Source organism: Metabacillus idriensis, from assembly GCF_009674765.1.
Lineage (GTDB): Bacteria > Bacillota > Bacilli > Bacillales > Bacillaceae > Bacillus_P > Bacillus_P idriensis.
Genome location: NZ_WKKF01000001.1, coordinates 1,085,543 through 1,098,159, shown reverse-complemented (window position 1 = coordinate 1,098,159; position 12,617 = coordinate 1,085,543). Strand labels below are relative to the sequence as shown.

15 protein-coding genes and 1 pseudogene are annotated in these 12,617 nt (G+C 40.4%); 4 read left to right on the top strand and 12 right to left on the bottom strand.

The window, feature by feature from the left end; translation table 11 throughout:
* Positions 1-100 precede the first annotated feature (100 nt).
* Complete coding sequence (ccpC, locus tag GJU41_RS05375) at positions 101-979, bottom strand: transcriptional regulator CcpC (RefSeq protein WP_154318120.1); 879 nt, start codon at positions 977-979, stop codon at positions 101-103.
* A gap of 121 nt (positions 980-1,100) precedes the next feature.
* Here ccpC and GJU41_RS05370 point away from each other — a divergent pair, with 121 nt between their 5' ends.
* Entirely contained in the window at positions 1,101-1,832 is a 732-nt protein-coding gene (locus GJU41_RS05370; RefSeq protein WP_154318119.1) for a sulfite exporter TauE/SafE family protein, read from the top strand.
* 11 nt (positions 1,833-1,843) lie between these two features.
* Positions 1,844-2,209, top strand: coding sequence for a VOC family protein (locus tag GJU41_RS05365; protein WP_070878030.1), 366 nt, complete (start codon positions 1,844-1,846; stop codon positions 2,207-2,209).
* Positions 2,210-2,251: 42 nt separating this feature from the next.
* Here GJU41_RS05365 and GJU41_RS05360 read toward each other — a convergent pair whose 3' ends face one another.
* The 6 genes from GJU41_RS05360 to GJU41_RS05340 all read right to left on the bottom strand — a co-directional run bounded on the left by GJU41_RS05360 (position 2,252) and on the right by GJU41_RS05340 (position 6,477).
* A complete protein-coding gene (locus GJU41_RS05360) occupies positions 2,252-3,766 on the bottom strand; it encodes an MDR family MFS transporter (RefSeq protein ID WP_154318118.1) in 1,515 nt (504 codons plus the stop codon).
* A gap of 224 nt (positions 3,767-3,990) precedes the next feature.
* A complete protein-coding gene (gene cbpB / locus GJU41_RS05355) occupies positions 3,991-4,437 on the bottom strand; it encodes a cyclic-di-AMP-binding protein CbpB (RefSeq protein ID WP_070878024.1) in 447 nt (148 codons plus the stop codon).
* Positions 4,438-4,813: 376 nt separating this feature from the next.
* A complete protein-coding gene (gene abbA, locus GJU41_RS05350; protein ID WP_070878022.1) occupies positions 4,814-5,005 on the bottom strand; it encodes an antirepressor AbbA in 192 nt (63 codons plus the stop codon).
* 73 nt (positions 5,006-5,078) lie between these two features.
* Complete coding sequence (locus GJU41_RS05345) at positions 5,079-5,597, bottom strand: ribonuclease H-like YkuK family protein (RefSeq protein WP_070878020.1); 519 nt, start codon at positions 5,595-5,597, stop codon at positions 5,079-5,081.
* 480 nt (positions 5,598-6,077) lie between these two features.
* A complete protein-coding gene (locus GJU41_RS24620) occupies positions 6,078-6,227 on the bottom strand; it encodes a hypothetical protein (protein WP_165970932.1) in 150 nt (49 codons plus the stop codon).
* A 13-nt stretch (positions 6,228-6,240) separates the two neighbouring features.
* Positions 6,241-6,477: a YkuJ family protein gene (locus GJU41_RS05340; RefSeq protein ID WP_070878018.1), complete on the bottom strand. Its 237-nt coding sequence runs from the start codon at positions 6,475-6,477 to the stop codon at positions 6,241-6,243.
* Positions 6,478-6,679: 202 nt separating this feature from the next.
* On the opposite strand from GJU41_RS05340, the gene GJU41_RS05335 reads away from it, so the two are divergent.
* A complete protein-coding gene (locus GJU41_RS05335; protein WP_154318117.1) occupies positions 6,680-7,648 on the top strand; it encodes an MBL fold metallo-hydrolase in 969 nt (322 codons plus the stop codon).
* Between the two features lie 10 nt (positions 7,649-7,658).
* Positions 7,659-7,904 (top strand): glutaredoxin domain-containing protein, encoded by a 246-nt coding sequence (locus tag GJU41_RS05330; protein WP_154318116.1) that lies wholly within the window; start codon positions 7,659-7,661, stop codon positions 7,902-7,904.
* 37 nt (positions 7,905-7,941) lie between these two features.
* On the opposite strand, the pseudogene GJU41_RS05325 reads toward GJU41_RS05330, so the two are convergent.
* The 5 genes and pseudogenes from GJU41_RS05325 to fadH form a co-directional block, all read right to left on the bottom strand.
* Positions 7,942-8,837, bottom strand: a pseudogene (locus GJU41_RS05325) (manganese catalase family protein).
* A 235-nt stretch (positions 8,838-9,072) separates the two neighbouring features.
* Positions 9,073-9,762 (bottom strand): DUF3993 domain-containing protein, encoded by a 690-nt coding sequence (locus GJU41_RS05320; RefSeq protein ID WP_154318115.1) that lies wholly within the window; start codon positions 9,760-9,762, stop codon positions 9,073-9,075.
* 204 nt (positions 9,763-9,966) lie between these two features.
* On the bottom strand, positions 9,967-10,206 hold the full coding sequence (locus GJU41_RS05315) for a hypothetical protein (RefSeq protein WP_070878011.1): 240 nt from the start codon (positions 10,204-10,206) through the stop codon (positions 9,967-9,969).
* Positions 10,207-10,330: 124 nt separating this feature from the next.
* Entirely contained in the window at positions 10,331-11,548 is a 1,218-nt protein-coding gene (locus tag GJU41_RS05310; protein WP_154318114.1) for an EAL-associated domain-containing protein, read from the bottom strand.
* Positions 11,549-11,666: 118 nt separating this feature from the next.
* Complete coding sequence (gene fadH, locus GJU41_RS05305) at positions 11,667-12,431, bottom strand: 2,4-dienoyl-CoA reductase (RefSeq protein ID WP_154318113.1); 765 nt, start codon at positions 12,429-12,431, stop codon at positions 11,667-11,669.
* Positions 12,432-12,617 lie beyond the last annotated feature (186 nt).

Genomic DNA, 12,617 nt, shown 5'->3' with positions numbered 1-12,617 from the left:
AATCCACTAAGGTTTACAACTTTTAGTCTCAAAGCAACAAAGTATACGAAAAGACCTTTAAAAAAAGAAAAAGCAGCTCCATTTGAAAGCTGCTTGCTGCTTAATGAATCTCTTTTTTATTTTCTTTTAATACATCCAGAAATGCCTGCACCTGCTTTAATTTAAACGAAGATTCAAATCCAAGCAGCCAGGTATCCCTGACCATCGGCTCTCCATGTTCATTCAGCAGCGGTATTTTATAGATATCCCGTTCATCATCAAGAAGCGTAACGGATGGCAGTATGGCGTAGCCTATGCCATTGTAAGCCATTTGCTTGCACGTTTCGATCTGATCCACCACAATGGTGCGTTTCGGACTGCTTTGAAAATGTTTGTGCCACCAATCCTGAATTTCCTGATAGTAAGATGAATCGCTTTTAAATTGGATAAAAGGCCTTTCTGTTTCAATAAGGTCCTCAACTTTCTGAATTTCAGTGTCTACTAAATAAAGAGTATCTGTCAGCAAATGCTGTTTGACGCCTTTCCACTCCGGATTTCCCCTGATGATGCCGATGTGAACATGGTCCTCGTACATGCTTTTTAAAATTTCGCTGCTCCAGCCTGTAATAAGTGATATTTTCGCATGCGGGTATTTACTGACATATTGCTTTAATATGTTAGGCAGCCAATGCTGTCCTATAATTGAAGCAACAGCTATCTTGAGTGTTCCATGAACCTCTCCTTCAAGCTCTGATATTTCCTCTCTCAGTTTCTCTTCTTTTTTCGTTACCTCTTTTGCAAAAGCCACAATTTTTTCTCCGGATGGAGTAAGAGTAAGTCCTTTTTGAGAGCGGATGAAAATCTGAAAACCCCATGATTTTTCAATCGACTGCAGTCTTTGAGACAGCGCAGGCTGCGAGACAAACAGCCGTTCAGATGCTTTTCGCATATTCATTTCCTCTGACAGAACAACGAGCATTCTTAATTCCGTTAACTGCATCTGCATTCCCCTTGATAAGTTTTTCTTATATTATAAGCTAATTTTTTCAACATTTCATAATCATTAAAGGAAGAATATACTAATTTTAAAGAAACATTTTAATTCAGGATGTGATGACTACATGGAATGGCCGATTTTTTTCATTGGAATTGCAGCTACTTTTATCGGAACTCTTGCGGGCAGCGGAGGCATGATCAATATGCCGCTCATGCTGCTTTACGGCTTGCCTGTTCATACAATCATCTCCTCTAATAAATTTGCCAATACGTTGAGCTCTTTTTCAAGCTTTTATGTGCTGCTGAAGAAACGGGAGATACATTTTAGAGAGATCTTGTATACAGCCCCTTTTACGATATCAGGAGGAATTGCCGGAGCTTTTTTTACGAGCAGGATTAACGAGAATACAATGACGTATATTGCTCTTTTTCTGCTTATTTTCGCTTTAGGATTAAACTTTTTAAGAAAACCGAAAGAACAAAACTCCGGAGAGAACAAAATGAAAAAAAGACTCTATCCTCTTGTCTTTGGGATTGGCGCTTATGACGGCATGTTCGGCCCAGGTCAGGGAACTCTTTTGATGTACACATTCCTGCATCAGGGTTTTTCGTATATTAAATCTGTTGCATATACGAGATTTCAAACGTTTTTAAGCTGCTCTGGGGCATTTGCCACATATGCAATGGCTGGAATCATGAACTGGACGATCGCCCTGAGTCTTGCCGCCGGAAGCATTATTGGAGCTCAGCTAGGGGTAAGATTTGCAAGTAAGCTCAGTTTTGCCCACGCTTCGTGGCTGATCCGGCTGATTACCGTTCTGATCATCATACAGTTATTTTATAGTCTAATTTTTTAGGAGGAAAAGGCATGAGACTATCCATCGTAAAGCTGCATCATATCCAGCTGTGTGCACCATTTGAAGAAGAACAAAAAGCGCGTGATTTTTATTTAGAAACATTGGGATTTAAAGAAATAAAAAAACCCGATTCTCTTTTAAAGAATGGCGGGTTCTGGTGCAAAGCCGGAAACGCAGAGCTCCATATCGGTCTTGAAAAAATGGAACAGGCGAAAAGCAAACGTCATCCCGCCTTTCAGGTAGCGGATCTTGAAGCTGCCAGGGCCTTGCTTGAAAAATATAAGATCAAGATTCAAGAAGAAACAGAGATTCCTGGGGTTCAGAGATTTTCCTTTTTTGATCCGTTTGGGAATAGGATTGAATTGCTGGAGATTTAGGACTCTTTTTCAAGTTTAAAAAAGCGTAAGAGGGATTTCCTCCTACGCTTTTTTACTTTCTTTAGGCAAATTTAAGATCAGCAGAAAACTGATGACGGCGAAAGCAAAAACAACCATGTACACACTGTGAAGAGACTGTGTCAACCCGGCCTTTAACGCCTGGGCCGCCTCGTTTGAAAGCTTAGCTGCAGACTCGGAGCTTAATAGCTGATTTACAGAATCTAAATTGACTGATTCATTGATTCCCTGATCCTTAAAATAAGTTTGCAGCCTTGTATTTAAAATCCCTCCCAGAAGGGCAGCTCCAATCGTATTGCCAAGTGTTCTCATAAACATATTCGCAGCAGTAGCGGATCCGCGCTGCTCCCAGCTGACTGTGCTCTGGATTGAAACAATAAATGCTGTTGTCGTCATTCCCATGCCAATCCCGACTATAAACGACCCCAGAGCTGCCCACAGCGGACCATCATCTGGGCTTAAATTAAAAAAGACAATACTTCCTGCAATCAGGGCGATTCCCCCGATGACAGAGGTTGTCCGGAAACCTATTTTCAAAAGCAGATTGCCGGATACAGTTGCAGCAATCGGCCATCCTATCGACATAGCAGTCAGAGTAAAACCTGCGACAATTGGTGTTTGTCCCATTACTGCCTGAACGAACGCAGGTAAAAATGAAGAAATGCCAATCAGCATGACACCAGTAGTCAGTGATGTCATATTCGCAATAAAGATGCTCTTTTCTCTCCAAATTTCAAAAGGCATCATAGGCTCTTTTGCACGATATTCTTGTCGAATAAATAGGACAAAAGAAAGAAGAGCTGCAGCAGACAGAAAAAGAATGGGAGCTGACAGCCACTGCCACCTGATGCCGCCTTCAACAAGAACGATCATTGCTGTACTTATAGATGCAAATAACAGGAAAGCGCCTGTGTAGTCAATCGAATGCTTTTTCCGCTCCACATCTTCATGCAAATACAGCACTAATCCAGCGATTGCCAATAATCCAAGCGGAATGTTAATCCAAAACACAAAGCGCCAGCTGACGAATTGGACAAGCAATCCCCCTATTGCCGGACCCATGATGGCAGAGATTCCCCAGACACTCGATAAATACCCCTGTATCTTTGCTCGTTCTTCCTTCGAATAAATATCCCCAACAATCGTTGATGCTACCGGCATAACAGCACCTGCACCAAACCCTTGGACAAATCTCGCAGCAATCAGCCATTCCATAGAATTTACCAGCCCGCACAAAATCGAGCCGACTAAAAAAACGGAAATTCCAAAGATCAAAACTGACTTTCTCCCGAATAAATCCGAAAGCTTGCCGTAAATTAAAACCGTCACGGCATTCATCAGCAAATAGGAAGAAAAAATCCAGCTGTAAAGAGAAAAGCCCCCAAGCTCGCCTACAATTGCCGGCATCGCAGTGGATACAATCGTTGCCTCGATTGCTGCCATAAACATTGCAAGCATAACAGCCGCAAGAACGAAGGGGCGCTTCATATTGGATGATTGTTTCTTGATTTGTTCCTTTTCAAGCACTGCCTGTGTCATAAGAATCCCCTCCCGTTAAACAGCAAATAAGAAAAGCGCAAGCGCCCGTTTAGCGCAGGCATGAGAGATAAGGATCCGAAAGTATTGGCGCTTTTTGCCAATACTTTCGGATCCGTTCTGGCCGAGGAGCCTGAGCGATTCCGCTCGCCATCGAAGCGCAAAATTTTATACTTTCTTATTTTCAAACAAAAGAAGGAGGCAGGCATGCCCTCCTTCTCTCACCATTATCTGTTTTTCATGTTTATTTGGTTTTTCAGTTCTTTAAGAATTGCCCGTCTTGTCAAAATCCCTTCAAACACACCTTCCGCGTCTACCACGCAGACAAAAGAGTGGTCGATGACCAAATCTAATCCTTTGGAAAGAGGATCACTCAGCAAGAGACGGGGTATATCAGAATTCATCGCTTCTTCGACCTTCATTTCCTCAAGCTTTTCAAATTCGATTCTCTGAAGACCCAGAATCGCATCCATCATCATATTAGTGCCGAGCAGCCCGTGAAGCTTAAAAAAAGGATCAAGCACAGGAACTGCTGTATACCCCGTTTTGGTCAGAACTAGAAGCGCGTGCTCAAGATTATTCCCCACCTGCACATGCGCAACTTTATCTGCTGGAATCATATACTCTTCTATTGTTGATTCATTTAATAATTTGGTTGTATGTAGACTAATCAATTTGTTCTTCCTCTCTAAAAAAGTTCAGACCGAACAATAATACCCTTTCATGTCTTTTTTGAAACATCCCTTTATATTTTACCACAAAGAGCCTAAGAAATGCGGAACCGGCTGTTTAGTTATTGTACGCAGCAAGTAATTTCAATACTTTAGATACTTTCTGAATAAATCCTTTAATTTTCCGAATTTATTCCTGAGTCTTTCTAGGTGAATCCCAAGACTTTAGTATTAATTCCTTAACTTAAGGGTTTAATCCCCACACTTTTAGTGCAAAGAGTCTGACCGGCAAACAATCTGCGTAAAAAGAAAACGTATACACTTTAAACTATACCATAAAAAAAGATACTCTAACGCAGAGTATCAAACATATGTAACTCTATAGTTCAAATCTGATTCGGTCATACAGGCTTACCAGCTTTTGATACGTTGCGTTATCTGTTTGTTTAGTCCCGCTCTCGATGTCATAAATTTCGCTGCTGATCAGCTCGAGAGCATATTGCTGTTTAAGTAAAAGCTCCACTAAAAATTTTTGATCGTCTGATGAGAGTATTTCAACTGCAGAATTCATTTTTGTTGCCCCCTTATGATTTAGAGTAATCAATTTTTGAGTCTTGCGTCAACCGCAAATTCCGACACTTTCTTTACTTAGTGAATCGATTGGCATAGCTGAATGCTGTATATGAATCAGGCTTTATTTTTGCTTCAATTCCCATAGCCTGTATTCTGCCTGTCATCTCCTGAATCAGGTCTTTGGTTAGTCCTTTTCTCCCGATATCAAGGTGAATTTCAAACATCAAATCTGCTCCTTCATCTGAATAAGGAATCAGAATTTCTGCAAGTTCTGCAAGATAATTTGTTGTAAAAGCGTAAGCCAGTTCCTGACTTAATGTTGTTTCCATTGAAATTTTTTCATGCAGACTTTCAATTGCTCTTGGGATAACCATATTTTTCAAGCAGCCCCATGCCCCTTTTCCAATGCGGTGCACATGTACAGCCGTAATAAACTTCGTATCGTACTGGTGCACTTGAGAATCTGTTCCAATGGACAATATATATTCAGAACGCGGATCATTTGAAATGAACGTTTTAATTCTTTCGATCATAGCTTCAAATGACATACTTCCTTCAGACACATTATAAAAGATAAAGTGATCAGTCATATGACAGCTCCTTTTTAAGAAAAAAATACGGAATCAACATATTATATGCTTGGCTTCATCTAGTGTTGAGTAAAATTGGCGTAAATTTTATAGTATATTTTTTCCTCACACTGCCATTTTTAAACAAGAATCCGCAGGATAAGCTTTTCTCATGTCAGGGAGCTCTATTTAATCGACCTCTTTACTTCCTTTCCATTTAATTATAAGACGCCCGTTTCTTCATGAAAGTTTCCGATATTTTTAAAAATCTGCAAAAAAACTCTGAAGAGGATTTTTTATCTTTGTTAGAGGAGTATATATAGTTATTTCATGGAGTACGTTTTCAGGAAAGGAGATTTTTTTGCACCATTCATCGCATTGATGTCATTTTTTGTTGCATTCACCTTTTAATAAACTTCATTAGACGCTGAACTGATTTTTCTGTCCCATTCATTCGAACTCGCCTGAAAAAACAAAAAAACAGCCAATAAACTTGGCTGCTTAACCTTTTTTCGTTTGAATATTACGCATATGATAATTGCAGTTGGAACACGAATAAATGACATTTTGATTGGACTGGGCAGTCAGCACCTCATCGAGAGGCCGCTGCTCATGACAATTCGGACAAATGACGCTTGGTTTCGTATTCATCAGTTCCCTCCTATTATTGGAGCAAATCAAAAATTTCAATTGCGATCATATCGATATTGTCAAATTGATAAGTTTGAGGCTTTTCATCTTTTTGAAATACTTCTAATTCGAACGTATCGGTTTTATCAAAGTATTTAACACTGCAACGTTTTTCACCCTCTACTTCAAAGAAGCGCTGGTTGGGTTCATTTGAAGTCGCGTTTTCTTGCAGACTTTGAAGTCTAGTAATGATACCTAAAAGCTGTGACATTAGTATCACCTCCAACAGAGTGAGTCAACTTGAGGTCCGCCTTCGCCTCTAGTTTGTGCGTCCTTATTTATTCTATCCATCCATTTTAGCCTGAAAATAAGTCAGAATATTCGCATCTCCTTTACAATAAGAGTCTGCAAATTTAAAATGGTAGTGATGGGAGAAACCAATTTTTTTATCGATCACAAGGGGGTTAAGATAAATGTCGCTTGTAACCAAAATTGATGAACGTTTAGCAATCATTGATAGTCATGATTTAGGGATGACGGGTCGGACAAGTTCCTATGTATTACTTGAAGAGGATATCACACTCTTTGAGCCTTCATCAAGTCCTTCTGTCCCGTATATTAAAAATGGGTTAAAGGAACTTGGTATAAAACTAGAAGATATATCCAATATCGTTGTTACACACATCCACCTTGACCACGCTGGGGGCGCGGGTTTACTGCTTGAAAGCTGTCCAAATGCAAAAGTGATTGTACATCCGAAAGGCGCGAGACATTTAATTAATCCATCTCGTTTAATTGCAGGAGCAAAAGCTGTATACGGAGAAAAATTTGAAGAATTGTTTTCCCCGATTGTACCGATTTCAGAGGACCGGATTTTAATAATGAATGACGGTGAGTCACTCCGGATAAGCCAGGATTCTGTTCTAACTTTTTATGATACACCTGGACATGCCAACCATCACTTCAGTATCCTTGACCATAAAAGCAACAGTATGTTCACTGGTGATACAATCGGAATTTTTTATCAGGAGCTGCTTCCTGATGGGCTTGAATTTTATTTGCCGTCTACTTCGCCTAATCAATTTGATCCGGAAGCAATGGCGAAATCAGCTGCTTTTTATGAAAGCTTAAAATTAAATGCCCTTCATTTCAGTCATTACGGTGTCAGCCCAAATCCACAGCACGCCATAGACGCTATGAGACGATGGCTGCCGATCTTCCTAGAATGTGCACAAAAAGGCATGGAGCAGTCCAAACCATTCTCTTTAGAAAATGCGGCAGAGTATGTTAAAATAGAGCTTCAAAATCAAGTATTTTCTTATTTGGATCAGCAGGGGATTCCGAGGTCTCACCGGGTGTATGACATACTAGCTTTAGATTTATCTGTCTGCGCCATGGGCCTTGTTGATACGTTTTATAAGAAAATGAAATCCGATACATAAAGGAGTCTGTATGTCACATAGCAAACGCGTTGAAGTCTACACACAGCCTGACTGCCCGCCATGTCAGATTGTCAAACAATTTTTAGATCATCATAAGATTGATTATAAGGTATTTGACGTTTCTAAAGACGCCAATGCCAGAAGCAAAATGGTAAACGAGTTTAAGTCTTATTCAACCCCTACTGTTACAGTTGATGGAGAAATTGCAGCAGGGTTTGATCTGCAAAAGCTTGAAAAGCTGCTGGAACTTTCGTAAGACACTTAAAAGCCGGCCACCTGTAATGGCCGGCTTTCTATATGCCTGCTGAACGCATTAGTCTTTTAGCAATTTCATCAAAATCCTCTTTTGAGATCCCCGGGGCAAATTCTTCGGGAATTTCGTTTAATTCAAGCATCGGAGCTCCCGCAGGCATTCCGTCGAAAACTTTCAGAGGCTGGCCATCTATAGGATGCGTGCCTTTCCAAATCTTATCAATGTCTTTATAATCCGTATCGCTGAATGTATATAACCGCAGATGTACCCCTTGATCTTCAAACTTTTTCGCATGGGCAAATGCTTTATTATCAAGATTTGGAATCGGAAGCATTTTCCCGAGATCTACACCCGTTATGACTTCTAGAGCTTTTGCATACGCAATGACATGCACTCCTCCGCGTACGAGCAGGTAGCCAATCATCTCTCTTGCTACAGGATGCTCGGTCATTTCATAAACACGCATTTAATGTGTCCTTGCACCGCACTCCAAAAAGAAGTTATGCAGCAGATCGAGGACTAAGTTTCCGCTGTTAAACACGTTCTCTCCCGTCCACGGTTTTCCCATTGAATCAAATGGATAAGAGGTTTGGGCTGTTCCTATAAAATGCTGGGTATTTCGTTTATTTACAGCTTCCTGCATCGGTGCCAAGTCCGGAGGTGCAGGATAAGTAGACCCTGACAGCATTAAATAATCGTGTTTGAAACGAGCTCAACATGGCCAAATTCCTCGGCGGTAATACTTGAAACAAGATCATAAAAAGGCTTAAGTTTTTTCTTTTGCCTGAAATTAAACGACTGATACATATAATTATTCAGAGCCGACATCTCTCCGAATTTCCCGCCCAATAACTCCTGTACAGCCGCTGCCGCATTTAGATCCGCATACTTTGGCTTCGGCAGTTCAATCAGCAGCCGATTAAATCGCTTTATCATCCGAATATCCCCTCTCCCTGAAGTTATCCTTCCTATAGATGGCATGTAGGGGTAGATTTGTCTTATTCTTTTATTTCGGTCTGCAAGCACTCTCCGGTCATTTCATCTCCCCATTATACCGTATTCCAGCAGGATTATTTGACTGAACGGACCTGTTTGGTCAATTCAGGGAATTTTCTCTCTCAAATTGACGGATATAGACTCTAAAAAACACAGGAACAGCTGTCCCTGTGTTTTACTCACCGTAATAGGCAGAATCCATTTGCTGATCTGGCTGGTAATAAGCCGTTAAAAAGTTCTTGGCTTTAAAATAAGATGTCCATAAAAACGAAAGATCCTGTTTATTTTGAAAAGGTTCAGCTTCATTTAAATCTTCAAAAGTGTTTGTGAAAAGCATGCTTACGTTGATTGCTGAATCATCTTCTTTTTTTTCTTCAGCTGCTTCTGCTTTGGGCTCTTGATCAGAATATTGAATGGAAGAAATTTTGTAGCTTCCGTCTTCCTTGGTAAATTCAACGGTTTCAAAATGATCCTCATAACTCACAGGCCCCTCGTCTTCAGCGGGGAAAAACTGATAAAGCTTCAGCTTGCTGTTCTCACTGCTGAACTTCATGTTTTCATCGTAATTAAAAAATGGAATGCCGTATGGTGTGAAATCACTGCCATACACAATATATTTTTCATTACCTTTGTGTACATTTTCCTTCATATATCCATCAATAAATTCATCTGTAAAGTATGGATCCAATGCTTGCTCGATTTCTTCAAGGGAGCGCTCATTTTCCGTCAGATTGAGTTGTGTCTGAGCTGCCTCCCGTGCGAGCTCAGCTGCGTCTTCTTTGTTAAACGATGACTGAGCAAAGCCTGCATGTCCAAAACCAAAAAATAAAATAAGTGCGGTGAATGTGCTTGAAATGAATTTCATTTTTAATCCTCCCACCTTTTTTTTCGCATCTTATGTCTTAGTCTCTAAATTTTATCAGACTAATTGTCGTTTCTGCTCCATTTTCATCCACAAAATACCATCATATTCTGACAATTTCTCTTATATTATTTATTACCCTTATAAAAAAAGGATAATCCTGAAATTTCAATCAATAAAAAAAACAGCAGCAAATGCCGCTGTTTTTCACCATGATCTTGTAAAGGCCAGATAGAAAACAAAAAGTAATAAGAACCCTAAAAAAAAGATCCATGTTAGAAAAACCGGGTTTCGAAGGTATGGATGCTTTTGAATCTTTTCATTAATTTGTGTATCCATTTCACTTTTTCTTGCATCTACCAGTCTTCCCACGCTGATCGTATAGAGAAGTCCTCCCGCAACAATCATGAAAGCAAGAATAGCAAGTGCCATTGTGAATTTATCCATTGTGTCACTCCTTATTTAAGTAAGAACATGTACGAAGCGGATTTACGATGCCCTTGTGGTGAATCCGCTTTTTATTTCTCCAGCTCCGCTTTTCTTATTAGAATGACACAACCAAAAGAAATTATTACAAAAGGGCTTCATTTTCGTATAGGTATGAGTACGGCAAATCCAAGAAAAGATAGTGCTGCTGATCGATTGGGTAGGAGAAGGTCCGGATGGTTTCGCCTGTTTCGATGTCGCTGTATAAATCGCTGAAAAATCCTTTTTTCCGGATTTGCATTTTCATGATATTTTCAAGGAAATACGGTCTCCAGCTCCAGTTTTTCATGTGATAGTCAGGCTGAAATTCCCATGCTTCGTTCAGTTTGAGAATATTTCCTGATCGCTGAAATCCGTCGCCGTCACAAATGTAGATCCGAAAGCAGCAGTCTGACAGCTCCTGTGATAGCTTTGTGATCAGTTCATCAAACGGAATTCCCGGTTTATTCTCTTTTGTAATCAGCACATGCACTTTTTGATGAAACGCTTCTGAGATTTCATAAAATTGCTGAAGCTTCTTTTTTTCATATTGGATAAATCCATGAAATTCCCGTGTCATTTTTTCTTTTATCATAAAGGGTTCAATTAATTCTTCTTTAGGAGTCTGAAGATAATCCCCTTGGAAGTAGCGGCCGCCATTTTTCCAGGCATATTGAAATTGAAAATTGACTTCAATTTCTTCGTACAGAATGGTAGCCCCTATTTTCCTCGCCAGAAGAGAAATGGAGTATAATACGTCATGATACGTCTGCAGGGGTGAAGTTAATCTGAGGGGCTGAAGATCAATTTTCAGGATATTGGGCATCAGCATACCGATGCGGTCAAGATTGCTGCTTGCTTTTCCGACATTGTCCACAGCTATTTTAATGCCGTATGTACGATAATAAGTGAATACGTGTGTCAGCTGCCGAATGTCGCCTGTGAATGTGTGCTCTGTAATTTCTATGACAATCCTCTCAAGGTTTCCGCCTTTTTCTTTCCAAGCAAATAATTGCTCAAGCAGGCTTTCTCCGTGATCAAGCATTAGTAAATTTGCATCACGGTTAAGGAAAATAAGCGTGTCATTATTCGTTAAGAGAAAAGCATCAAGTGCCATATGTAAAATGTGATTATCTGCTTCTAACCGGTATTCATCGGGAATGGATTCATCCTTAAAAAAAGGCCCTAAACTTTTCGTTTCCTCTTCCAACTGAATTCTCCCGAGTATTTCATACCCGATCACTTTTTGTTCGTCTGCGCTGAAAATGGCTTGATAGAACGGTTTTACGTGCTCTAAGTTTGTCATAATATCTAAAGGATCCATATGCCATTCCCCACTTTCTCTCTCTGTTTTTGTATGATTATACCACATTTGGATAGATACGAACGCGAAAGTAAAAATGGATTCTCCTGTAAAAAAGAGAATCCATTGGCTTAAAATATTAGAACGGATGCTGATTCAGCCACTGGCCGCCATCCATTGTAATGCACTCGCCATTTATATAGCCGGCTGCATCTGATAAGAGAAATGATGCAAGGGAAGCGATTTCCTCTGGCGTGCCTAACCGGCCGAGCGGCACACTTTGAAGCGTTCTTTTTGCAGCTTCTTCTGACTGCCAGAGCTTGTCTGCTCCGCCTGTTCTTTCAATCGGCCCAGGCGCGATTGCGTTAACGCGGATTCCATATTTCTTGCCCCACTCCACCGCAAGCGTTCTTGTCATGGACAGGACACCTGCCTTTGCTGCAGCAGAATGGATAACTCCCGCGCCTGCGCCCCATGCATATGTAGCAACCATGTTAAGTATGGCACCCTTCTGCTGTTTCTCAATCCAATACTTGCCGGCAGCACTGCTGCAGTAAAACGTCCCATTCAGCACGATATTGATGACTGAGTTCCACCCATTGACTGAAAGCTGTTCAGCCGGGCAAATAAAATTCCCTGCTGCGTTATTGACAAGACCGTCAATACGTCCAAATGCTTCATCTGTTTTTCGGATCAATTCTTCTGACATTTCCGGTACACGGACGTCCATTTGAAAAGGAATGATCTTCCCTTCCAAACCTTGCATCTCTTCTTTGGCAGCCTCTAATTTCTCAATCGTTCTGCCAGTAATCACCACATTTGCACCCTGTCTGGCAAAATTTTCTGCCATCGCTTTACCCATCCCGCTTGAACCGCCAGTAACAATCAATACTTTATCCTTCATCAACAACACCCCCAAAATGAATGACCATTCATATTTTATCATATAATTCTTCTATTTTCTAACTATTTCAACTATTATTTAGTAATAGGACCCAAGTCCGATCTTCTATACGCTCAATTTCTTTGTATTCAATGGATTAAAATAGAAAGTTTGCGGAGGAGGACCACTGTGTCAAAAGATATTTCA

What these genes read in the sequence shown, in the direction of transcription:
- GJU41_RS05340 (WP_070878018.1), bottom strand. Translation starts at nt 6,477, where the DNA reads ATGTCACAGCTTTTAGGTATCATTACTAGACTTCAAAGTCTGCAAGAA.
- GJU41_RS05345 (WP_070878020.1), bottom strand. Translation starts at nt 5,597, where the DNA reads ATGACTGATCACTTTATCTTTTATAATGTGTCTGAAGGAAGTATGTCA.
- GJU41_RS05320 (WP_154318115.1), bottom strand. Translation starts at nt 9,762, where the DNA reads ATGAAATTCATTTCAAGCACATTCACCGCACTTATTTTATTTTTTGGT.
- GJU41_RS05365 (WP_070878030.1), top strand. Translation starts at nt 1,844, where the DNA reads ATGAGACTATCCATCGTAAAGCTGCATCATATCCAGCTGTGTGCACCA.
- fadH (WP_154318113.1), bottom strand. Translation starts at nt 12,431, where the DNA reads ATGAAGGATAAAGTATTGATTGTTACTGGCGGTTCAAGCGGGATGGGT.
- GJU41_RS05330 (WP_154318116.1), top strand. Translation starts at nt 7,659, where the DNA reads ATGTCACATAGCAAACGCGTTGAAGTCTACACACAGCCTGACTGCCCG.
- GJU41_RS05310 (WP_154318114.1), bottom strand. Translation starts at nt 11,548, where the DNA reads ATGGATCCTTTAGATATTATGACAAACTTAGAGCACGTAAAACCGTTC.
- GJU41_RS05370 (WP_154318119.1), top strand. Translation starts at nt 1,101, where the DNA reads ATGGAATGGCCGATTTTTTTCATTGGAATTGCAGCTACTTTTATCGGA.
- abbA (WP_070878022.1), bottom strand. Translation starts at nt 5,005, where the DNA reads ATGAATTCTGCAGTTGAAATACTCTCATCAGACGATCAAAAATTTTTA.
- GJU41_RS05335 (WP_154318117.1), top strand. Translation starts at nt 6,680, where the DNA reads ATGTCGCTTGTAACCAAAATTGATGAACGTTTAGCAATCATTGATAGT.
- GJU41_RS05360 (WP_154318118.1), bottom strand. Translation starts at nt 3,766, where the DNA reads ATGACACAGGCAGTGCTTGAAAAGGAACAAATCAAGAAACAATCATCC.
- ccpC (WP_154318120.1), bottom strand. Translation starts at nt 979, where the DNA reads ATGCAGTTAACGGAATTAAGAATGCTCGTTGTTCTGTCAGAGGAAATG.
- GJU41_RS24620 (WP_165970932.1), bottom strand. Translation starts at nt 6,227, where the DNA reads ATGAATACGAAACCAAGCGTCATTTGTCCGAATTGTCATGAGCAGCGG.
- GJU41_RS05315 (WP_070878011.1), bottom strand. Translation starts at nt 10,206, where the DNA reads ATGGATAAATTCACAATGGCACTTGCTATTCTTGCTTTCATGATTGTT.